Source organism: Streptomyces minutiscleroticus (genome assembly GCF_014650875.1).
In the GTDB taxonomy this organism is placed as follows: domain Bacteria; phylum Actinomycetota; class Actinomycetes; order Streptomycetales; family Streptomycetaceae; genus Streptomyces; species Streptomyces minutiscleroticus.
Genome location: NZ_BMVU01000041.1, coordinates 36885 through 57540 on the forward strand (window position 1 = coordinate 36885; position 20656 = coordinate 57540).

At 72.0% G+C, this 20656-nt stretch carries 17 protein-coding genes; 10 read left to right on the plus strand and 7 right to left on the minus strand.

Annotated features, from left to right (window positions below):
- Window positions 1–563: 563 nt before the first annotated feature.
- Both IE271_RS29920 and IE271_RS29925 read left to right on the plus strand, forming a co-directional pair.
- Window positions 564–1397 carry an inositol monophosphatase family protein gene (locus IE271_RS29920; RefSeq protein WP_190193598.1) on the plus strand — a complete coding sequence of 278 codons (834 nt, stop codon included), beginning with the start codon at window positions 564–566 and terminating at the stop codon, window positions 1395–1397.
- 39 nt (window positions 1398–1436) lie between these two features.
- Window positions 1437–2033: an NADPH-dependent F420 reductase gene (locus tag IE271_RS29925; protein WP_190193599.1), complete on the plus strand. Its 597-nt coding sequence runs from the start codon at window positions 1437–1439 to the stop codon at window positions 2031–2033.
- Window positions 2034–2472: 439 nt separating this feature from the next.
- Here the strand turns inward: IE271_RS29925 and IE271_RS29930 are convergent, their stop codons facing one another.
- Window positions 2473–3099: a TetR/AcrR family transcriptional regulator gene (locus IE271_RS29930; RefSeq protein WP_190193600.1), complete on the minus strand. Its 627-nt coding sequence runs from the start codon at window positions 3097–3099 to the stop codon at window positions 2473–2475.
- 132 nt (window positions 3100–3231) lie between these two features.
- On the opposite strand from IE271_RS29930, the gene IE271_RS29935 reads away from it, so the two are divergent.
- Window positions 3232–4683, plus strand: a complete 1452-nt coding sequence (locus tag IE271_RS29935; protein WP_190193601.1) for an amidase — start codon at window positions 3232–3234, stop codon at window positions 4681–4683.
- Between the two features lie 504 nt (window positions 4684–5187).
- On the opposite strand, the gene IE271_RS29940 is transcribed toward IE271_RS29935, so the two are convergent.
- Entirely contained in the window at window positions 5188–6354 is a 1167-nt protein-coding gene (locus IE271_RS29940) for an epoxide hydrolase family protein (RefSeq protein WP_229919637.1), read from the minus strand.
- Window positions 6355–6459: 105 nt separating this feature from the next.
- Here IE271_RS29940 and IE271_RS29945 point away from each other — a divergent pair, with 105 nt between their 5' ends.
- Both IE271_RS29945 and IE271_RS29950 read left to right on the plus strand, forming a co-directional pair.
- Entirely contained in the window at window positions 6460–7131 is a 672-nt protein-coding gene (locus IE271_RS29945) for a TetR/AcrR family transcriptional regulator (protein ID WP_190193602.1), read from the plus strand.
- The gene (locus IE271_RS29950; RefSeq protein WP_190193603.1) at window positions 7115–7510 is read left to right on the plus strand and encodes a PPOX class F420-dependent oxidoreductase; all 396 of its coding nucleotides are present in this window, start codon (window positions 7115–7117) and stop codon (window positions 7508–7510) included. Before IE271_RS29945 ends, IE271_RS29950 begins: the two co-directional genes overlap by 17 nt.
- A gap of 31 nt (window positions 7511–7541) precedes the next feature.
- Here the strand turns inward: IE271_RS29950 and IE271_RS42415 are convergent, their stop codons facing one another.
- From IE271_RS42415 to IE271_RS29975, 5 genes are all read right to left on the minus strand, one after another.
- Window positions 7542–8045: an aldehyde dehydrogenase family protein gene (locus IE271_RS42415; protein WP_308435224.1), complete on the minus strand. Its 504-nt coding sequence runs from the start codon at window positions 8043–8045 to the stop codon at window positions 7542–7544.
- A 393-nt stretch (window positions 8046–8438) separates the two neighbouring features.
- Window positions 8439–9344: an NADP-dependent oxidoreductase gene (locus IE271_RS29960; RefSeq protein WP_190193604.1), complete on the minus strand. Its 906-nt coding sequence runs from the start codon at window positions 9342–9344 to the stop codon at window positions 8439–8441.
- A gap of 716 nt (window positions 9345–10060) precedes the next feature.
- Window positions 10061–12346 (minus strand): FtsX-like permease family protein, encoded by a 2286-nt coding sequence (locus IE271_RS29965; RefSeq protein WP_190193605.1) that lies wholly within the window; start codon window positions 12344–12346, stop codon window positions 10061–10063.
- Window positions 12347–12411: 65 nt separating this feature from the next.
- Window positions 12412–13167 (minus strand): ABC transporter ATP-binding protein, encoded by a 756-nt coding sequence (locus tag IE271_RS29970; RefSeq protein WP_190193606.1) that lies wholly within the window; start codon window positions 13165–13167, stop codon window positions 12412–12414.
- A complete protein-coding gene (locus IE271_RS29975; protein WP_190193625.1) occupies window positions 13164–13679 on the minus strand; it encodes a PadR family transcriptional regulator in 516 nt (171 codons plus the stop codon). Before IE271_RS29975 ends, IE271_RS29970 begins: the two co-directional genes overlap by 4 nt.
- A gap of 166 nt (window positions 13680–13845) precedes the next feature.
- On the opposite strand from IE271_RS29975, the gene IE271_RS29980 reads away from it, so the two are divergent.
- The 5 genes from IE271_RS29980 to IE271_RS30000 all read left to right on the plus strand — a co-directional run bounded on the left by IE271_RS29980 (window position 13846) and on the right by IE271_RS30000 (window position 20609).
- Window positions 13846–15117 (plus strand): ABC transporter substrate-binding protein, encoded by a 1272-nt coding sequence (locus tag IE271_RS29980; RefSeq protein ID WP_190193607.1) that lies wholly within the window; start codon window positions 13846–13848, stop codon window positions 15115–15117.
- A 266-nt stretch (window positions 15118–15383) separates the two neighbouring features.
- Window positions 15384–17030: a glycoside hydrolase family 13 protein gene (locus tag IE271_RS29985; protein ID WP_190193608.1), complete on the plus strand. Its 1647-nt coding sequence runs from the start codon at window positions 15384–15386 to the stop codon at window positions 17028–17030.
- 40 nt (window positions 17031–17070) lie between these two features.
- Window positions 17071–18399, plus strand: a complete 1329-nt coding sequence (locus tag IE271_RS29990) for an ABC transporter substrate-binding protein (RefSeq protein ID WP_190193626.1) — start codon at window positions 17071–17073, stop codon at window positions 18397–18399.
- Between the two features lie 6 nt (window positions 18400–18405).
- Window positions 18406–19770, plus strand: coding sequence for an ABC transporter permease (locus IE271_RS29995; protein ID WP_190193609.1), 1365 nt, complete (start codon window positions 18406–18408; stop codon window positions 19768–19770).
- Window positions 19770–20609 (plus strand): carbohydrate ABC transporter permease, encoded by an 840-nt coding sequence (locus IE271_RS30000; protein ID WP_190193610.1) that lies wholly within the window; start codon window positions 19770–19772, stop codon window positions 20607–20609. The genes IE271_RS29995 and IE271_RS30000 overlap by 1 nt, the downstream gene beginning before the upstream one ends.
- Window positions 20610–20656 lie beyond the last annotated feature (47 nt).

Here is a 20656-nt window from a genome sequence, read left to right on the forward strand (position 1 = left end):
GCCGGACCGTGTAGCCGCACGGCGGTGAGGGCCTTGACGCGGGTGAGCGGGCGCCCTTACCCCACGACGATGACGTAGTGGGCCCCGGCCGCCTGCTCGGCGCGGATCTCGGGCGCGGGCGGGCGGTTCGCGCCCGCGGCGAGGACGGCCTCGCCGCGGACGCACCTCAGGGGCGCCGGTGCCTGGTTCCGCGATGAAGCGCAACCGCACGCCAGGCGCCTGCTTGCGCACGGCGGCGCGGAGCACGGGACCACTGGGGGGCGTCGTGCGCCCGGTGCGTACGAGGATCCGACCCCCGTCGTGCGCCGGATCCGGCCGGGGCCTCGGCTCGTCGCGAGGCGGTGATGTGCAGGCGATCGGCCGCCGCGGCCACGCTGCCGTCCTCCAGGAGGGCGTCGAGCGAGGTGAGGAGGTGCGGATTCAATTGCATGAGAGTCATTGCAAACGTGTTTTACATGCACTTGAGGTTAATGATTGTGCTCTCTACCTTCGAGACGTGGGCGCAACCGCACACGGTGTGGCCCGATCGACCGCATCACCCCTTCTCAGTTGGGAGTACCGCCATGTCCAAGTCGGTTCAGCACGTCGGTGTCACCGCATCCGCCGACCCCGTTTCCGACGCGGAACTGCTCGCGCAGACCGCGCTCGCGGTGGAGGCGGCGGGTTCGGCGCTGCGGGAGCGCTTCGGCGACGTCGTCCGCTACGAGACCCGCGAGGAGTTGATGCGGGCGCTCGCCGCCAACGACGACGCGGCCCTCGACATCCTGCGCCCCCGGCTTGCGGCCCTGCGTCCGGACGCGGGCTGGGTGGAGGACGAGCTCGCGGGCGGGGCCCTGCCTTCCGGCGAGTGGTGGATCGTGGATCCGGCCGAAGGCAACGTCAATCACCTGCACGCCCTGCCGGATTGGGCGGTCACCGCCACTCTCGTGCGTGACAACCAGCCGGTGCTCACCGCGGTCCACCTGCCGTTGACCGGTGAGACCTACACCGCGCTCGCGGGCGGCGGCGCCCACCTCGACGGCCGGCCGCTGCGCGTGTCCCGGACCGCGGACCTCGGTCTCGGCCTGGTGGCCACGAGCCAGGCCAGGCCGGACGAGGACGAGAAGGTCGTGCGGCGCATCGGCTCCTCGATCACCGCGATGCTCTTCGACGCGCTGGTGGTGCGCGCCTCCGTGCCCGCGACCCTGCACCTGCTGAACGTGGCCGCCGGTCGGATCGATGCCTTCTGGCAGTTCGCCGGGGCCCGCGCGGACCTGCTTCCGGGGGCGCTGCTCGTCGCCGAGGCCGGCGGACGGCTCTCCGATGCCGAGGGCCGCCCCTGGACCCCCGGGAGCGAGAGCTTCCTGGCCGCCGCCCCCGGCGTGCACGCCGAGGCCGTCGCCACGCTCTCCCGCTGACCTCGCACAAAGCACAAGTACCGGAAGGACCGGATCAACATGACCAAGATCGCCGTACTCGGGAACGGTCGCGTCGGCGGCGGCCTGGCCACAGCCCTCACCCGGGCCGGGCACGAGGTGACCGTGGCGGACCGCTCGCCGGGCTCTGCCGCCGCCGCTGCCCGGGCAGCGCGGATCGTCCTCAACGCCACGCCGGGCGCCGGCTCGCTGGAGCGGCTCGTCGCGCTGCGCGAGGAGCTGCGGGGCAAGATCCTCGTAGACGTCTCCAATGCCACCGTCGACGGACCGGACGGACTGCCCGCCGACCTGCTCTACCCGGGCTCGAGCCTGGCCGAGCAGCTCCAGGAAGCGCTGTCCGACACGCGTGTCGTCAAGACGCTCAACACCATGCTCTTCACGGTGATGACCGCGCCCGCCGCGCTCACCCAGCCGCCGACCGTCTTCCTCTCCGGCGAGGACCCGGAGGCCAAGCAGGTCGTCCGCGGGCTTCTCGCGGACCTCGGCTGGCACCAGGACTGGATCGCGGACCTCGGCGGGATCGGGACCGCACGGGCCACCGAAGCCGCGGTCCTGTTCGTCCCGCATGTGATCCGGTCCAGCGGATTCACGCCCTTTGCCGTCTCGATCGCCCGCTGACAGCCCCGACGCGCCTCTTCGTGACGCATGACCGTAAAACGCGGCGAGCCACCATGCCCCACCCGCGCTCCGGACACCGGAACGACGATCACGCTTGAGTCTGCATCAACACCGAAGCCCTGCGCTCTCCCTCAAGGAATGGCGCGGGGCTTCGTCGCATTCCAGGGCCGGCCGACCAGGAGACCCCAACCTGGCCGGGCGGGTCCGCTGCCCCTGCCTGCAGGACGGGCTCCGGAGCCGGCGCGGGTCGTGCCATGCGAGAAGGGCGGCTGGGCGGTTGCCGGGGAGTGCGTCTGCTCGGCGGGGAGGCAGCCGCCTTGGCATGGCGCACGCCGCCGCCGACCACCGCAAGGTGGTTGCCGTCGTGTCCGGACGATTGCCGTCCGGGACGCCCCCGTCGCCCGGTCGACGGAAGACCGGGGCTGTGGATCCGAGGCTGTCAGTCGACGGTCGCCCGGGGTGAGCCGAGGGGCGGACGGTGCCGGTCCACGATCCCCTCGACGATTCTCATCAGGCGGTCCCCCGCCTGATCGATGCTTCCATTCTGCGTGCTGACCTGTGCGCCTTCGAGTACGAAGGTGATCTCGGCCGCGGCCTGCTCGGGGTCGGGCAGTCCGGCCTCGGTGCACATGCCGACCAGTCTGCGGGTCTGGTGGGCCTTGTGCTTCTCGATCACCTGCCGTGCGGGATGGGAGCGGTCGGGCAGTTCGGCGAGTGTGTTGATGAACGGGCAGCCCCGGTGCGAGACGGCCGGCAGTCCCTCGGCGATGAAGCGGGCCAGGCCCAGGATCTGCTCCCTGGGTCGGCCGGGGTACTCGGTCCGGACCCGGTCGAAGGCCGCCTGGTAGTCGGCGGCGACGATCCGCATCCACTCCGCGACCAGCTCGTCCTTGGTTTCGAAGTGCCGGTAGATCGCCATTTTGGTGGTCTCGGCCTTCTCGGCGATCGCCTGGACGCCCACCCGCCGGATTCCCTCTCTCTGGAAGAGCTCTTCCGCCGCGTCGAGGATGCGCTCACGGGGCGGCAGTTTCGCCACCCTGCTCGGCCTTCTGACGGTCGATGCCATGACTGCTCCGTGACGTCCGGTCGGGTGCGGGCCCCTGGTCCCACTGCCCTTACGATACCATTCCGTTCCACACGATACCGCTCGGTATCACTAGGGACTCAGCGGTATCGTCTTGTCCGATGGGAGATGAGAGTGAGAGTTGCCGAGTACGTGAACTACGACGCGGTCGGACTTGCGGAACTGGTGGCCGCAGGGGAGGTGACCCCCGCCGAACTGCAAGCAGCCGCGCTCGAGGCCACGCAGGCGGTCAATCCGCAGATCAACGCCATCGTGGAGACCTGGCCGGCCGACGACGAGCCCGAGCCCGGCAGCACACCGCTTGCCGGGGTCCCTTTCCTGGTCAAGGACATCGGCGTCGCCATGGCCGGGCGACGCATGGAGATGGGCAGCCGCCTTGCGGCCGGCAACGTCGCACGCGCCGACTCCTCCCTGATGCGGCGCTTCCGCCGCGCCGGACTGGTGACGTTCGGACGTACCGCGACGTCGGAGATGGCCTACAGCATGACGACGGAACCAGTGCTGTACGGCGCGACCCGTAACCCGTGGAACCCGGAGCGGAGTGCGGGCGGATCCAGCGGGGGCTCGGCGGCGGCTGTCGCTGCCGGAGTGGTTCCGGTCGCACACGGCACCGACGCCGCCGGCTCGCTCCGTGTCCCCGCCGCCCACAACGGCCTCTTCGGGTTGAAGCCCACCCGCGGCCGGGTCTCCATGGGCCCCGACTTCGACGAGCTCTTCAGCGGCCTGGCCGTGCACGGCAGTGTCAGCCGTACGGTGCGCGACAGTGCGGCCCTGCTCGACCGGATCCGCGGTCCGGAACCGGGCGACCCCTACTTCGCCCAGCAGCCGTCCCGGCCGTACACGGAGGAGGTCGCCCGCCATCCGGGCTCGCTGCGCATCGGGGTCCTCACCCAGGCATGGGGCGGACGCCGCACCGCCGCGCCGGTGGCCGACGCCCTCTCCCGCACCGCGGATCTGCTCGACTCGCTCGGCCACCAGGTGGAGGAGGCCGAGGTCGGCCTCGGGGCTCACTGGGAGGAGTTCGTGCTGGCCAACGCCCGTCTGTTTACGGCGAACCTCGCGGCCTCGGTCGACGAACTGGCCACCGCCTTCGACCGGCCCGTCGATTCCTCCACCCTCGAACCGGCGACCCTGTCCGGCTACCACTACGGGCGGCGGGTCAGCGGTCCCCGGTTCGTCGCCGCCCTCACGATCCGCAACCGGGTCGCCCGTAGTCTGGCGCGGTACTTCGACACCCACGACATACTGCTCACCCCGACCGTGCCGGAGCTTCCCTCGCCCCTGGGCGCCCATGCCGAGAGCGCGCAGAGGCTGGACGGCCTCGGCTGGATCGACCGCGTCTTCGGCCGCTCCCCGTTCACCATGCCGTTCAACACGGCGGGCACGCCCGCCATGTCCGTGCCGGTGACGGCCGACGCCGGAACGGGGCTCCCGATCGGGATGCAGTTCGCCGCCGGATACGGCCTCGAGAGCCGCCTCTTCCGCCTCGCCGGCCAGCTGGAGCAGGCAAGCCCGTGGTCGGGTCGGATTCCCGCGGTGTGGGCGGGGAATCGCACGGGCCACTGAGGAACGCTCCTGAAGCCGGGAGCCCACGAGCCGTACCGACCAGCCCGCTGCCTACGCGCACGGGGAGCGTCCGCGCCACGTGGCCGTGTCCTGCCCGCCTGCCGTGAGGGGCGGATCCCTCTGTGTTCCGGCCGGCATACGCCCGCCTGGGGCCGCGCCCTGGGCCTGGCTCCGAGAGCCGGCCGTGACCCCCGGTCCCAGGCACGGCACCACCACGGCCAACCGCTTCGGGCGGTGCCGCTGCCCGGACCGCCGCACCGCCGAGGCCGCCGCCCGCCGGTGAACCTGAGCGACGGCCCTGTCCGCTCGCCAGGGCCGGGCGCGGTCGACCTGGATGGGCGAGGGCGCGGTCGACGTGGAGGGTGTCCGCCGCGCGCCGGCCGCCTTCCCTGCCGCTCGCGACGCGGTCGCCCCTGGGGTCCGTACCCGGGTCTGGGACGAACGGTGACGGGACCGGTGGGGGAGAGGCGGTGCGGTGCGCGTCCGGCACCGTTCCTTGCCCGTTCAGGCCGTGGGACCACCGGGACGTACGGTCCGGAAGGTGGTGCGGATCTCCTCGGTCAGGGCGGCGGGCTGTTCGAGGGCGGCGAAGTGCCCTCCGCGGTCGAGTCGGCCGTAGTGCAGGAGGTTGGGGTAGCGGCGCTCGATCCAGCGCCGCGAGGCCTGGACGGCCTCGCCGGGGAAAATGCTGAACCCGGCCGGGGTGGGATTCGGCTCGGTGGTGCCGCCCGGCTCGTGCCGCGCCTCCCAGTAGAGGCGCGCGGAGGAGGGACCCGCGTTCGGCAACCAGTACAGCATGATGTCGTCCAGGATCTCGTCGCGCGGGACGACCGTCTCGGGGTCACCGTCGCTGTCGGTGACGTCCTCGAAGAGGGTGTAGATCCAGGCGGCGAGTCCGGCGGGGGAGTCCGCGAGGGAGTAGCCGATGGACTGCGGCCGGGTGGCCTGTTCCTTCGCGTAGCCGGACAGGACGCTCTCGTAGCGCTGCGCCCTGGCCAGCATGCGCTGTTCTTCGGGCGTCGCCGCCTCGATCTCCTCGGTGGTGGGGAAGACCAGGGGCAGGTTGACGTGCATGCCGAGGAAGCCCTCGGGGGCCTTGCGGCTGATCGCCTCGACGACGGCGGATCCCCAGTCGCCGCCCTGCGCGACCCATGTGCGGTGGCCGAGGCGGTCCATGAGCTCGATCCAGGCGTCGGCGACGCGGGAGACCCCCCATCCGGTGGTGTGCGGCTTGTCGGAGAAGCCGAAGCCCGGCATCGAGGGGATCACGACGTGGAAGGCGTCCTCGGCCCGGCCGCCGTGCGCGACGGGGTCGGTCAGCGGACCGACCAGGTGACGGAACTCGAGGACGGACCCGGGCCAGCCGTGGCACAGCAGCAGCGGCAGCGCCGAGGGCTCGGGCGAGCGGGCGTGCAGGAAGTGGACACCGATCCCGTCCAGGACGGTGCGGTACGACCCGATGCCGTTGATCTCGTCCTCGCAGCGCCGCCAGTCGTAGTCGCGGGCCCAGTGGTCGCACAGGGCGCGGATCCGGTCGAGCCGGGGGCCCTGGTCCGCACCGGTCTCCCGGTCCGGCCACCGGGTGTCGGCCAGCCGGCGGGCGAGCCGGTCGAGGTCCCGCTGATCGACCGAGACGGGGAACGGCTCGATGGCCGTGGGCTGTGAAGGCACTACGGGTCTCCTTGTCGGGACGGTGGTGCGGTGCTGCACCCTATCCACAAAGTGGAAGCGTTTTTCAACTTGAGAGGCCGGCCTCAACTTTGTTACGTTCGGCGCATGACCGAACGTCCCCTGCGCCGTGACGCCGAGCGCAATCGGCAGCGTCTGCTGGAGGCGGCGCGAGAGCTGATGGCCCGTGACGGACTCGGAGTGCCCTACGAAGCGATCGCCCGTGCGGCCGGAAGCGGCATGGGCACTCTCTACCGGCGCTTCCCCCAGCGGCAGGACCTGGTGGACGCCCTGTTCGCCGAGCACGTCGAGGCCGTGGCGGCCCTGGCCCGCCAGGCACTCCGGGCCGACGATCCATGGACCGGCCTCACCTGGTTCATGGAGCGGCAGTTCGAACTCGAAGCCGACGATCGCGGTCTGAGCGAACTGCTGCGCGGTGCCCGACAGGGGACCGACCGGCTGGCCCAGGGGTGCGCCAGGATCGCGGAACTCGCCGCGCAACTCATCGAGCGCGCGGTCCGCGCGGGCCGGTTGCCGAGCCACGTGGTCCCCGGCGACCTGGAGACCGTCCACCTCATGGTGGGGGCGGTGATGGACGCCTCCCGGCAGCACGACCCCGCCCGATGGCGACGTGCACTGGCCGTGTCGCTCGCCGGACTCCGCCACGCCGAACCGACCCGCCCGCGCGAGGAAGAGGAAGCCGACACCCACCCCCGAAAGGCCCCGGTCCCCCCGGCATCACCGAACGGAGAGCACGCCCACCATGTCCCTGCCCCCTGAACTGGTCGACATCCTGCGCACACCCGCCCTGTGCTTCCTGACCACCCTCATGCCGGACGGCTCACCCCAGATCACCCAGACCTGGGTCGACACCGACGGGGAGAACATCCTCGTCAACACGGTCCCCACGCACCAGAAGACGCGCAACGTCGAACGCGATGCGCGCGTCGCCGTCGCCATCGCGGACCCGGACACGCCCACGCGGTACTGGGGAGTCCGGGGGCGTGTCACCTCCACCACCACGCAGGGAGCCGATGAACACATCGACGCGCTGTCGCACAAGTACCTGGGACGCCCCTACCCGGGTTTCGCCGACGGAACGCAGCGACGCGTCCTGCTGACCATCACCGCCGACCGACTGCACACTCCGCGCGCCTAGGTTGTGTCTTCGAAAGATCTTTGAGGACGGATCACGGCTGGGCGGTCCGTCGCCACGAACCGCCCGATGCGGAGCGGAAGTCCGGCTGGCCGCCGCTGCCCGCCTCCTCGCGTGGTCGGAAGCGGTTGGACGACCGCCGGGTGGCGGGCGCCGGCCGGGAGGAGGAGGTACGAAGCTGTGCGGGCATGGCCGGCGGGACGTTCCACGGGGTGATCAGCAGGCTCGGCCCCACCGGCTGGCGCATCAGGACGGTCCTCCCCGAGCCGCCGGGCTCGACCGTCCAGTCGCCGTGGATGCGCACGGCCTCCTCGGAGAACCAGCGCAGGAACTCGGCTCCGCAGGCGACCTCCGCCCGCGACTCGGCCAGCGACTTGCCCCTTTCCAGCGTGATGAGAGCAGCGCGATGTCCTCGGTGCGCGCGATGAGGAGATCGTAGGCGCGTCGCAGGACTTCCCCCGCTCGCGCGGCGCGGTCGCCGCCCACGAACTCCGCGCCGCCGACGCCGCGTCGAGGGCGTCCTCCGGTGAGCCGTCACTCGATCAGCGGGCCCTTCTCCACCCGGTCGAGTACGCCGGCTCCGGATACGCCGCCGCTCATCCTCGCAGCTCCCTTCTTCCTCGCCGTAGTACGACAGGCGTCACTGTGCGGCACCGGACGGCGGCTGTCACGGTGGGGGAGGTGCGGAGCGGGACTCCGTGCGGACGGGGCGCCGATCTTGGGCGTCGCTGTCTGCGGGTATACGCAATCAATGGTCACGTATCCACTTCTGGCCGGGCGCCCTGCCTGTGTACACGGGGCGCCCAGCCAGCATCGGCGGGTGCGGGGGACGGCGCTTCGCCGGTTGCGGGACCGTCGGCCGTGGCCTTCCACCGGGACCGCTCACGGATGCGGCGCCCCGCGCGGCGGGGCCCCGAACAGTGGGACGAACTCAGATGCTGACCACGACCTTCCCCCGCGTGTGTCCGCGCTCGGCGTACGCGTGCGCTTCCGCGATCCGTGCGAGCGGGTAGGTCCGCTCGACGCGCGGTGTGTAGCGGCCCTGCCGGCCGAGTTCGCCCGCTTCGGCGAGGAGCGTGGAGTCGTTCTCCGCGCCGGCCAGATGCACACCCAGGCGCTGCGCATTGGTGTAGTCGGCGACCGTCGACACGCGAGCGGGGTCGCCCACGATCTTGATGAGGTCGGCCAGGGACCCGGAGGCCGCGGTGTCCAGGGCGATGTCGACACCGTCCGGAGCCAGAGTGGCGAGGCGCTCCGCGAGGCCGGGGCCGTAGGTGGTGGGAACGGCTCCGAGGGAGGTGAGGAAGTCGTGGTTGCGCTCGCCTGCCGTTCCGATCACGGTGGCGCCCCGAGCCACCGCGATCTCGACCGCGGCACTGCCCACGCCTCCGGCGGCGCCCTCGACGAGCAGGGTGCGCCCCCGCAGGGGACCGAGCGGCTTCAGCCCGCCCATCGCGGTCACCGATGCCAGACCGGCGCCGGCGGCCTCCTCGTCGGTCCACGTGGCGGGTGCGTGGGCCCAGGCCGAGAGGACGGCCAGCTCCGCCGTCGCCCCGGTGACGCCGCCCAGCCCGAAGACACGGTCGCCGATGCCCACCCCCTCGACGCCCGCACCGATCTCGTCGACCACGCCGGCGGCGTCACGCCCGGGAATCGCGGGCAGGTCCACGGGGAGCAGCTCGCGCACCGCGCCGGAGCGCACCTTCCAGTCGACGGGGTTGACGCCGGCCGCCGCGACGCGGATGCGGATCTCGCCGGGTCCGGGGTGCGGGTCCGGCACCTGCTCGACCACGAGGGTCTCCACACCGCCGTACTGGTGATAACGGACTGCGCGCATGACGTTCTGCCCTTCCACGCGGCCTGGACCGGCCGTACGTGAGATCAATGGGATGCATGGCCGGCGAGCGCCGACGCCTCCTACGCTAGAACCTGACGTCGGTGTCAGGTGCAAGTCCGGCGGGCCGCCCGGACGGAGGAGGACCAGTGCGCATCGGCGAGGTCCCCGAGGAGGCGGGAGCGAGCGTCCGTGCGCTGCGCTACCACGGGGAGGGGAACAGGACCTGCTCCGGGCCGACCGCAGCCCTTCGTCGAGGCCGGACACGCCGTCGACTTCGCCTCCCCGGCGGAGTACTGCGGCCGCTGGACCGGCACAGCGCGGACCCCGAGGTCGCGGGCGAGGACTGCGCCCGCTACGTGGCGCACGCCGAGCAGGCGCTGCGCGCTTTCGGTCCGCTCACGGCACTAGCCACCCCGGCGGTCCGGCGTACAAGTCCTACACGGTACGGGACGGCAACCTCTTCACCGCTCAGAACCCCGCCTCCAGCGCCCCCATGGCCGAGGACGTGATTGCCGCTCTGCGGTGACGCCGCCGGTCCCGGCGACGAGGGGATGCTGCCCTGACGACAACAAGGGTGTGCCGATGGCGGTCACCTGTCCGGAGGCGGGCCGGGCAGAGGCCGTTCGGCCGCCGTGCTCACGGCCCCGGAACCGCGCGGACGGGATGACCGGCAAGGACGGGGCCGGTGCGCAGGTGCGCCGGTTCGCGCGCGCCGCTCACGCCACCGCGTTCGAGGCGTCCGCCGGCCGGCGGCGTGTCGCGCGATGCGCGGGAAGGGCCGCGAGCACGGCGGCGCCGAGCACGGCCGCCGCACCGAACGACAGCAGCAGGCCCGCCGGGGGATGCTGGGCCAGACCGGCGCCCATGCCGCTCGCCGCACCCTGCGCGTCGATCAGACGACGGGCGAGTGGCAGGCCGAGGACCAGACCGGCCAGGACCGCGGCCAGGACGGTGGAGGCGGTGGCCGTGACGGTGATCGCGGTGATCTGCCGGGGGGACAGCCCGATCGCCTTCAGCGCGAGGAGATCCCGTTCCCCCTCGCGCATCATGCCTCCGATCGTGGTCAGCAGTTCGACGAGGCCGATGAACGCGAGGACGGCCAGGAGGCCGACGACGACTCCGCGCAGCGGGGACAGCCCCTCGGCGGGGTTCGCCACGGTGTACACGTCGAGGCGCCCGTGGGCCGCCGAGGACAGTTCCGCGGCGACCGTGCGGGGGTCCTCGCCCGGGCGTAGGCGCAGCAGGTGGACGTCGGCCCTGAGACGCGAATCGTTCTCCTTGAGGGTGTCGAGGGAGGTGGTGATCACGTGGCCGCCGTTGCCGGGCTCGACGGTGCGCCCCACGATGTGCAGGACCTGCGGCCGGTCCCCGACGGTGACGCGCACCCAGTCGCCCACGCGCACCTGCAGCAGGTCGAGCAGTCCCTGCCCGGCCACGGCCTCGTCGGGACCGTGTGCGGGGCGGCCCTCGACGACGGCGTACGGGTAGGGGTTCCCGCGGGTGCCGAAGCCGCGCAGCGAGATGGTGCCCGTCTGGCCGGGGACCAGCGCGGTCGTCTCCACGCCCGGGACGGCGGCGGCGATGCGCGGATTGTCCTCGAGCAGCGCGCGCGTGGCGGCGTCGTCCGGGCCGTCGCCGACGCGGACGGTGAGCGCGGCCACCGGACCGGTCCGCCCGGACCCGCTGTGGAGGCCGTCGAGGGTGGCCCACGCGCTCATCGCCACCACCATGAGCAGCAGGGGCAGCGTCAACCGGGCGACCGTGGCGAGGGACCGGGACCGCCGGGCGAAGGCTTGGTGCCAGCCCAGCACGAGGGCAGGGGGCACGCGCCGGCCCAGGGCGGCGCGGGCCGCGGCCGACAGGCGGCCGCCGGGTGCCGCGGCGGGCCGGGGGACGGGCACCGGTGGCACCCGCCCGGCCCGCCACGCCGCCAGTCCGGTCGTCGCGGCGATGAAGAGGACCGTCCCGGCCGGTACGACGAGCAGCGCCGTGGTGTGCCCCGGCAGCCCGCGCCACACGTCCACCGCCTCGCCGAGACGCCCCGGTATCCGGCCGCCGAGGGCCGGGACGAGTACGGCCGCGGCCACGGCGCCCAGCAGGGCGTACGCGACGTGCTGGAGCAGGAAGACGCGCACGACCTGGCCGGGGGTGAAGCCGATCGCCTTCAGGACCGAGATGTTCCTGAGGTGGCCGCGGACGCGGGTGACGATCGCGCCGTGCGCGGCGAGCCCCGCGGCCAGCAGCGCGCCCAGCCCGAACAGTCCCAGTATCTGGCCCAGCAGCCGGTTGTCGCCCTGTGCGCGGTCCCGGGCCTCCTTCCAGGTGGACACCTTGGTGACCGCGTCGGCGCCCAGGCCGGTCACGGCGCGCTGGACGACGTAGGCGGTGTCCTCCGGGTCGGCCAGGCGCAGTCCGACGACCCGGCCGTCGGGTGTGCCCAGGGCGGAGGGCGGCAGCCAGACCAGCCCCGGCTGCTGTCCGGGGTCGTACTGCGGCTCGGCGCTGTCGGCGATGCCCACGACGGTCAGGGCGCGGTCCGTACCCGACAGGCGCACGGTGTCACCGGGCTCGGCCAGCAGGGCGCCGGCCAGACTGCTCTCCAGGACGACGCCGTCGGGGTCGGCCGCGCGCAGCCAGTGGCCGGAGGTGAGCAGCGGGCGTCCGACGGACGGCTGCCGGGAGGAGGTGCCGCGCAGCTCCACCGAGGCGCGGGCGCCGTGCAGGGCGAGCGTGGCGGAACGTGTGGGGTAGGGGCCCGCGACGGACTCCACCCCGTCCAGGCCGGACAGTGCGCGCGGCTCGGAGGAGGCGTCGGTGTGGAGCCACACGTGTGCTCCGCGGGTCTGGGCGAACGTGCGCTGCCAGGGGTTGGTGGCGTAGACGAAGAACGCCATGGCCAGCAGCAGGGAGGCGACGATCCCCACGGTGGCGAGCACGATGAACAGGGCTTCGCCGCGATGTCTGCGCAGGTCGGAGTGGGCCCAGCGCGCCATGGCTCGCATCGGGCTCAGCCCTTTCGCGGGTGGGTGCGCGGGCCGGTGCCCGGGAACTGGTCGTGCACCGTTGCTCAGTCCTTGAGTTCCAGTACGCCTGATATGCCCGTACGGCGGACCTGCGGTGCGCCGCTCGTCAGTTCGGCGTCGTCCGCTATCCGTCCGTCGAAGAAGCTGATGACCCGGTCGCCGGCGCTCGCCAGCCGGGCGTCGTGGGTGACGAGCACGATGGTCTGACCGCGGCGGTGGAAGCGCGACAGCAGTCGCATGACCTCACGGGTGCCCTTGCTGTCCAGGCTGCCGGCCGGCTCGTCGGCGAGCAGCAGCGGCGGGTGGTTGACCAGGGCGCGGGCCAGGGCGACCCGCTGCTGCTCGCCGCCGGACAGTTCGCCGGGCATGCTGTTCTCCTTGCCCGTCAGACTCAGTTCGGCCAGCAGCTCCTCGCGCCGTGCGCGTGCCCGCTTCGGGGGGACGCCGGCCAGCAGGGCCGGCAGTTCCACGTTGTCGGCGACCGACAGGTCCGACACCAGGTTGAAGAACTGGAAGACGATGCCGATGTGCTTCCTGCGCTTGACGGCCCACCGCGCCTCCGAGTACCCGTCGGTGCTCTCGCCGGCCAGGTGGATGCTTCCGGAGTCCGGGCGCTGCAATCCGCCGAGCAGGTGCAGCAGCGTGGACTTGCCGGCTCCGGAGGGACCGGTGACGGCCACGAACTCGCCCTGCCGGACGGACAGGTCGACCCCGCGCACGGCCCGGACGGGGCCTCCGTCGCCGTGGTGCGTCTTGACCAGGCCCTGCGCCCGCAGCAGGGGAGTGGGACGGTCGCTCACTCCGTGTCCTCCAGTTCCTCCTGGCACCGCTCCAGCCAGTCGAGGTCCGCCTGCAGGTGCAGCATCGCGCCCTCGATCAGCAGATGGGCGATCCGGTTGTCGCGGTCCTCGGCGGCGGCCAGCTTCGACAGGGCGCGCATGGTGTTGAGGTACTGGCGCCGTTGCCGGTTGATCAGTGTGATCTGGTCGGCGAGACCGGTCCGCGGGGCGAGCGCGAGCTTCATGAAGAAGTCGTCCCGTACCCGTGGTTCGTCCGCCGTCTCCTCGAACCAGACGTTCAGGGCCTCCCGTCCGGCCTCGGTGAGGCGGTAGATCTTCTTGTTGGGCCGGCTCGACTGCTCGACTTCTTCCCCCTCGATCAGCCCTGTCTTCTCGAGGCGGCCGAGGGTCACGTAGATCTGGCCGATGTTCGGCTGAGGGTACGCGGAGCCCAGGAGTTGCTCAAGGTCCTGCTTGAGTTCGTAGCCGTGGGCCGGACCGCGCGCCAGCAGGGCGAGGAGGGGCAGCCGCACGAGTGCTCCCTTCCCCATGTCCGTCCCGGGTTCCGCCCGGCGGCCCCGGACCGGTCCACCGGGGGCCGTCTTGATCGAAGGCCCTAGTATCGCGCATACCTAACAGGTATACATGGTTCCGGACTCCGGGCGAGGGTGCCCGGCGCCGGTGAGCTGGGAGGGACCCATGCGGTGCACGCATGCCGCCGGCCGGGTCCTCCTCGTCCTCGTCGTGCTCCTGACCGGATACGCCGCTTCCGGTGTCGGAGCCGGCACAGCGGGCGCCGGAGGCCGCGGCCCGCTCACCCTGGCCACGGCCGGGGATCTCACCGGCTATCTGCGGCCGCTCCTCGAGGGGTGGAACCGCGCCCACCCCGCGGAGCGGGTGACCCTCGTGGAGCTCCCGGACTCGGCGGACGAGACGCATGCGCAGATGAGCACCGACCTGCGCGACAGCGACCGGGGCCGTTTCGACGTCCTCAACATCGACGTCAACTGGACCACGCAGTTCGCGGCGGCGGGCTGGATCCGCCCGCTGCCCGGCGACCGCTTCCCGCTGCGCAGCTTCCTGCCGCCGGTCGTCGGCACGGCCACCTACGACGGGCGGCTGTACGCCGTCCCGTACGTCACCAACGCCGGGCTGCTGCTGTACCGCAAGGACGTCCTGGCCGAGGAGGGCGTGCCGCCGCCGCGGACCTGGGCCGAGCTGGAGCACGCGGCGAAGACCGTCGCGCCCAGGCACGGACTGGACGGGTACGCGGGCCAGCTGCTGCCCTACGAGGGACTGACCGTCAACGCCGCCGAGGCCGTCTACTCCGCGGGCGGCACGATCCTCGGCGACGAGGGCGCACGGGTCACCGTCGACTCGGCCGCGGCCCGTGAGGGCATCGGCTTCCTGGTCCGCGGCGTGCGCGAGGGCTGGATCCCGCAAGAGGCGCTGACTTACAAGGAGGAGGAGTCCAAGCAGGCGTTCCAGGACGGCCACCTGCTCTTCCTGCGCAATTGGCCGTACGCCTACGCCGTCTCCTCGGCCCAGGGGTCCCCGGTGGCCGGCGAGGTGGGGGCCGTCCCCCTGCCCGGCCCCGACGGGCCGGGCACGAGCGTGCTGGGCGGCTCCAACCTGGCCGTCACCTCGCACGCCCGGCACCCCGAATCGGCCGTGCGCCTGATCCAGTACCTCACCAGCGAGCCCGTGCAGCGGCAGGTGCTGACCCGCGGTGCGCTGCCGCCCGTACGCGCCTCGTTGTACGAGGAGCCGGAACTGATCCGCCGGTTCCCCTATCTGCCGACGCTGCGCGAGGCCGTGCTGACGGCCGAGCCGCGTCCCAAGAGCCCGAATTACGACCAGGTGAGCCTGGTGGTCCAGGCCGTCGTGCAGGACGCGCTGGCCGGACGGCTGACACCTGCCGAGGCGGTGCGGCGCCTGGCGCGCGAGCTGACGGCCGTGTCCTCGCGCTGACCCCGAGGGGACGCCTTCCGGGAGCCGTGCGCGCGGCCGTTCCCGTCCCCGGCGTCGGCGCGGGGCCGGCTGATCGTTCTCCATTTCCCGGCTCACTACATACACGTTAGGTATACGCGAGCTTCGTCAGGTGCCCGGTATGGGCGATAAGTAGTAAGAGGACGCCCCCAGTTGCGTACGCATGCCGCTCGATCCATTGACACCCGCGCGTCACGCCTACTTAACATGCATGCATAACCCACACCACGCACAGACAGGTTGACGGGGTGAGTGACAAGCACACCGACGCGCACCGCTGGTGGCGCGACGCAGTGATCTACCAGGTGTACGTCCGCAGCTTCCTGGACAGCACCGGGGACGGCATCGGGGACCTGGCCGGAGTCCGCGCCGGCCTGCCGTACCTGAGAAAGCTCGGCGTGGACGGGATCTGGCTGAGCCCCTTCTACCCCTCGCCGCAGCACGACCACGGCTACGACGTCGCCGACTACTGCGACGTGGACCCCGTCTTCGGCGACCTCGCCGAGTTCGACCGGCTGACGGCCGCCGCCCACCGGCTCGGCATCAAGGTGCTGCTGGACATCGTGCCCAACCACAGCTCCCTCCAGCACCCGTGGTTCCAGGAGGCGCTCGCCTCCCCGGCCGGCAGCGCGGCCCGCGCCCGCTTCCACTTCGCCGACGGCCGCGGCCCCGACGGCGCCGAGCCGCCCAACAACTGGCACTCCATGTTCGGCGGCCCGGCCTGGAGCCGCGTCACCGAACCGGACGGCACCCCCGGCCAGTGGTACCTGCACATGTTCACCCCCGAGCAGCCCGACTGGAACTGGCGCAACCCCGCGGTCGGCACCGAGTTCGAGCGGGTGCTGCGCTTCTGGCTCGACCGCGACGTGGACGGCTTCCGCATCGACGTGGCCGCAGGGCTGTTCAAACACCCCGCCCTGCCCGACTCCCCGGACCCCGAGGCCGACGCCCGCACCCGCGACTCCGTCAACCCGCTCGCCTGGAACCAGCCCGAGGTGCACGACGTGTGGCGCCGCTGGCGTGCCGTGTGCGAGGAGTACACCGCCCGCGACGGCCGCGAGCGCCTGCTGGTCGGCGAGGTGTCCGTGCCCAGCGCCCGTGAACAGGCCAAGTACGTCCGCCCCGACGAGCTCCACCAGGCGTTCTTCTTCGACCTGCTCAGCGCCGCCTGGGACGCCGACTCCTTCCGCAAGGTCATCTCCGAGGCCATGCAGGACATCGCCGGCACCGGCTCCACGGTCACCTGGGTCCTCAACAACCACGACCAGGTCCGCACGGTCACCCGGTACGGCGAACCGACCCCCGAGGGCAGCGGACTCGGCCCCGCCCGCGCCCGCGCCGCAGCCCTGCTGATGCTGGCCCTGCCCGGAGCGGCGTACATCTACCAGGGCGAGGAACTGGGCCTGCCCGAGGTCATCGACCTGCCCGACGACGTGCTCACCGACCCCATCTTCCGCCGCACCGGCAAGCGCGCCCGCATCCGCGACGGCTGCCGCGTCCCGCTGCCCTGGTCCGGACAGGCGTCCCCGTTCGGCTTCACCTCCGGCGTGGAGGGGACCAAGCCCTGGCTGCCCCAGCCCGACTGGTTCGCCGAGCACGCCACCGACCGCGCGCTCGCCGACACACGGTCCTTCTGGCACCTGTACCGCGACAGCCTCCACCTGCGCGCGCTGCTGCCCCAGCTGGGCGAGGGCACGCTGCGCTGGCTGGAGACCGAGCCGGACGTGCTCGCCTTCGTCCGCGGCGACGGCCTCGTCTGCGCGGTCAACTTCGGCACGACCCCCACCACCGCCCCCGTGTCCGGTGTCCCCCTGCTGGCCAGCGCCCCCTGCCCCGACGGAGTCCTGCCCGGCTCCACCGCGGCCTGGTGGGTCGCCCACGACACCGGCCTGTGAGCTTCCCCCGTCCACACCCGCACACGAAAGAACATCGATGATGATGAGACGACGCACCACCCTGCTCAGCGGCTGTACCGCCCTCGTCCTGGCCCTCGGCGCGACCGCATGCGGAGGCGGGGAGCCGGTCGCGGCCGGCGGCGGCGACCAGGCGCTCAGCGGCCAGACGGTCTCCGTGGCCGGTGTCTGGTCCGGCAGCGAGCAGAAGAACTTCCAGAAGGTCCTGGACGCGTTCACCGAGAAGACCGGTGCCGAGACCCGGTTCGTGCCCACCGGTGACAACGTCTCCACCGTCGTCGGCAGCAAGATCGAGGGCGGTGACGCCCCCGACGTGGTCATGGTCCCGCAGGTCGGTGTGTTGCAGCAGTTCGCGAAGAAGGGCTGGCTGCGGCCGCTGTCGAAGACCACCGAGAAGAGTGTGGACAGTGGCTTCGCGAGCGTGTGGAAGAAGTACGGCAGCGTCGACGGCACCTTCTACGGCCTGTACTTCAAGGCCGCCCACAAGTCGACCGTGTGGTACAGCCCCGAAGCCCTCGACCAGGCCGGTGTCGAGGCCCCCGAGACGTACGACGACATGCTGAAGGCGGGCCGCGTCGTCTCCGACTCCGGTCTCGCCGCCTTCGCCGTCGCCGGCCAGGACGGCTGGACGCTCACCGACTGGTTCGAGAACGTCTACCTCTCCCAGGCCGGACCCGACAAGTACGACGCGCTCGCCGCGCACGACATCGCGTGGACGGACGCGAGCGTGGTGAAGGCCCTCACCACGCTCGGCAAGCTGTTCAAGGACGAGCAACTGCTGGCGGGCGGCCAGAAGGGCGCCCTGAACACCGACTTCCCCGGCTCCGTCGAGAAGGTCTTCGGCCCCCAGGCCGAGGCCGCCATGGTCTACGAGGGCGACTTCGTCGCCGGGGTCGCCAAGGACCAGTTCGGCCGCGCCATCGGCGAGGACGCGGACTTCTTCCCCTTCCCGGCGGTCGGCGGCGGCGAGGCGCCCGTCGTCAGCGGCGGCGACGCGGCAGTCGTCCTCAAGGACGGCAAGCACCCCGAGGCCGCCATGAAGCTCCTGGAGTACCTCGCCACTCCCGAGGCCGCCGCCGTCTGGGCGAAGGCGGGCGGCTTCCTCTCCCCGAACAAGGACCTGGACCCGGCCTCCTACGGCGACGACGTCACCCGCGCCACCGCGGAGTCCCTGGTCGCCGCCGGTGACTCGGTCCGCTTCGACATGTCCGACCAGGCGCCCGCCGCCTTCGGCGGCACCAAGGGCGTCGGCGAGTGGAAGATCCTGCAGGACTTCCTGCGCGACCCCTCCGACCCCGAGGCGACCGCGGCCCGGCTGGAGGCCGCGGCGGCCAAGGCCTACGAGGACTGAGCCGCCATGACCACCGCACTCGTGAAGGACGCACCGAGCACCACCCCGCCCGCGCCCGCCCCCGCCGACGGCCGGCGCCGGGCGCGGCGGCGGGGACGGCTCGTCGCCCTGCTGTTCGTGCTGCCCGCCCTGCTCCTGCTGGGCGCGCTCGTCGTCTACCCCGTGCTGTTCTCCGTCGGCCGCAGCTTCTACGACGCCTCCGGCACCCGGTTCGTCGGCGGCGACAACTACGCCGAGATCTTCCGCGACCCGGCGACGCTCAAGGCCATCCGCAACACCGTGATCTGGGTGGTCGTGGCCCCGGTGCTGCTGACCGGACTCGGCCTCGTCCTCGCCGTCCTGGTGGAGAAGGTCCGCTGGGCCACCGCCTTCAAACTGCTGATGTTCCTGCCCATGGCGGTCTCCTTCCTCGCCGCCGGCATCGTCTTCCGGCTCGCCTACGACGAGGACCCGGACAAGGGCGTGCTGAACGCGGCCGTCGTCTCCGTCCACGACGTCTTCGAGGGCGCCTCGCCGTACCCCACCGTCCGCGCCCGCGACGGACAGGGCCTGCACAAGGACGAGGACGGGTCCTACCGCACGGAGGCGGCCGTCTCCCCGGGGCGGACGGTGGCGCTGCCCCTGGTCGGCCTCCCCGCCAAGGACCTGCCCGACGACGCCGCCCCCGCGTACGGGGCCGCCGCCCGCGAGGCCGGCCCCGACGAGCTGCGCGGCACCGTCTACCTGGACTTCGTCCCGGGCGGCGGAGGGAAGCAGGGCGAGGTCGACCGCGAGGAGAGCGGACTGCCCGGGATGACGGTCGAGGCGGTGCGCGACGGAAAGACGGTGGCGAGCACGGACACCGCCTCCGACGGCTCCTTCCGCTTCACCGGGCTGGACCCGGGCTCCTACACCCTGCGGCTGCCCGCCGCGAACTTCGCCGCGCCCTACGACGGCGTCTCCTGGCTCGGCCCGACCCTCGTCACCCCGGCCATCATCGGCGCGTACCTGTGGATCTGGACCGGCTTCGCGATGGTGCTGATCGGCGCCGGGCTGTCGACCCTGCCGAGGGAGGCGCTGGAGGCGGCCCGGATGGACGGGGCGAACGAGTGGCAGATCTTCCGCAGGATCACCGTCCCCCTGCTGGCCCCCGTCCTGACCGTGGTGTTCGTGACGCTCGTGATCAATGTGATGAAGGTCTTCGACCTCGTCTACATCATCGCGCCCGGCCCGGTGCAGGAGGACGCCAACGTGCTGGCGACCCAGATGTGGCTGGTGTCCTTCGGCGGCGGCAACAACCAGGGGCTCGGCAGCGCCCTCGGCGTGCTCCTGCTGCTCCTCGTGGTCCCCGCGATGATCTTCAACGTCCGTCGCTTCAGAAGGAGCCAGTGATGACCGCCGTCCGGCGCGCCTTGAGCAGCAGCCTGGTCCAGGCCTTCCTCGTCCTCATCGGCCTGATCTGGCTCACCCCCCTGGCCGGGCTGTTCCTCTCCTCGCTGCGCTCCTCGCAGGACACCGCCGAGGGCGGCTGGTGGACGGTGTTCGCCCACCCAGGGCAGCTCTCCTTCGACAACTACTCCGCCCTGCTGGAGAACAGCGGGATCACGCAGTCGTTCTGGAACACCGTGCTCATCTCGGTGCCGACGACCTTCCTGGTGGTGGTCGTCGCGGCCCTGGCCGGCTACGCGTTCGCCTGGCTGGAGTTCCCCGGCCGCGATGCGATCTTCCTGGTCGTGGTGGCGCTGCTGGTGATCCCGGTGCAGGTCGGCCTGTTGCCGGTCGCGAAGCTCTTCGGCCAGCTGGGGCTGTTCGGGTCCATCCCCGGCGTCGTGCTCTTCCACGTGGCCTACGGGCTTCCGTTCGCCGTCTTCCTGCTGCGCAACTACTTCGCCGAGATGCCGAAGGAGATGCTGGAGGCGGCGCGGATGGACGGCGGCACCGAATGGCGCATCTTCCTCCAGCTGGTCCTGCCGGTGGCCCGGCCCGCCATCGCCTCCCTGGCCGTCTTCCAGTTCCTGTGGGTGTGGAACGACATGCTGGTGGCGCTGCTCTTCGCCAACAGCGGCGCACAGCCGCTCACCGTGGAACTCCAGTCCCAGATCCGCCAGTTCGGCAGCAACATCGACGTCCTGGCACCGGGCGCCTTCCTGTCGCTCGTCGTCCCGCTCGTGGTGTTCTTCGCCTTCCAGCGGCACTTCGTGCAGGGGGTGATGGCCGGATCGGTGAAGTAGGGGGACACGATCGGCCCCGGCCCCAGCACCGGCCCAGGCCCCGGCTC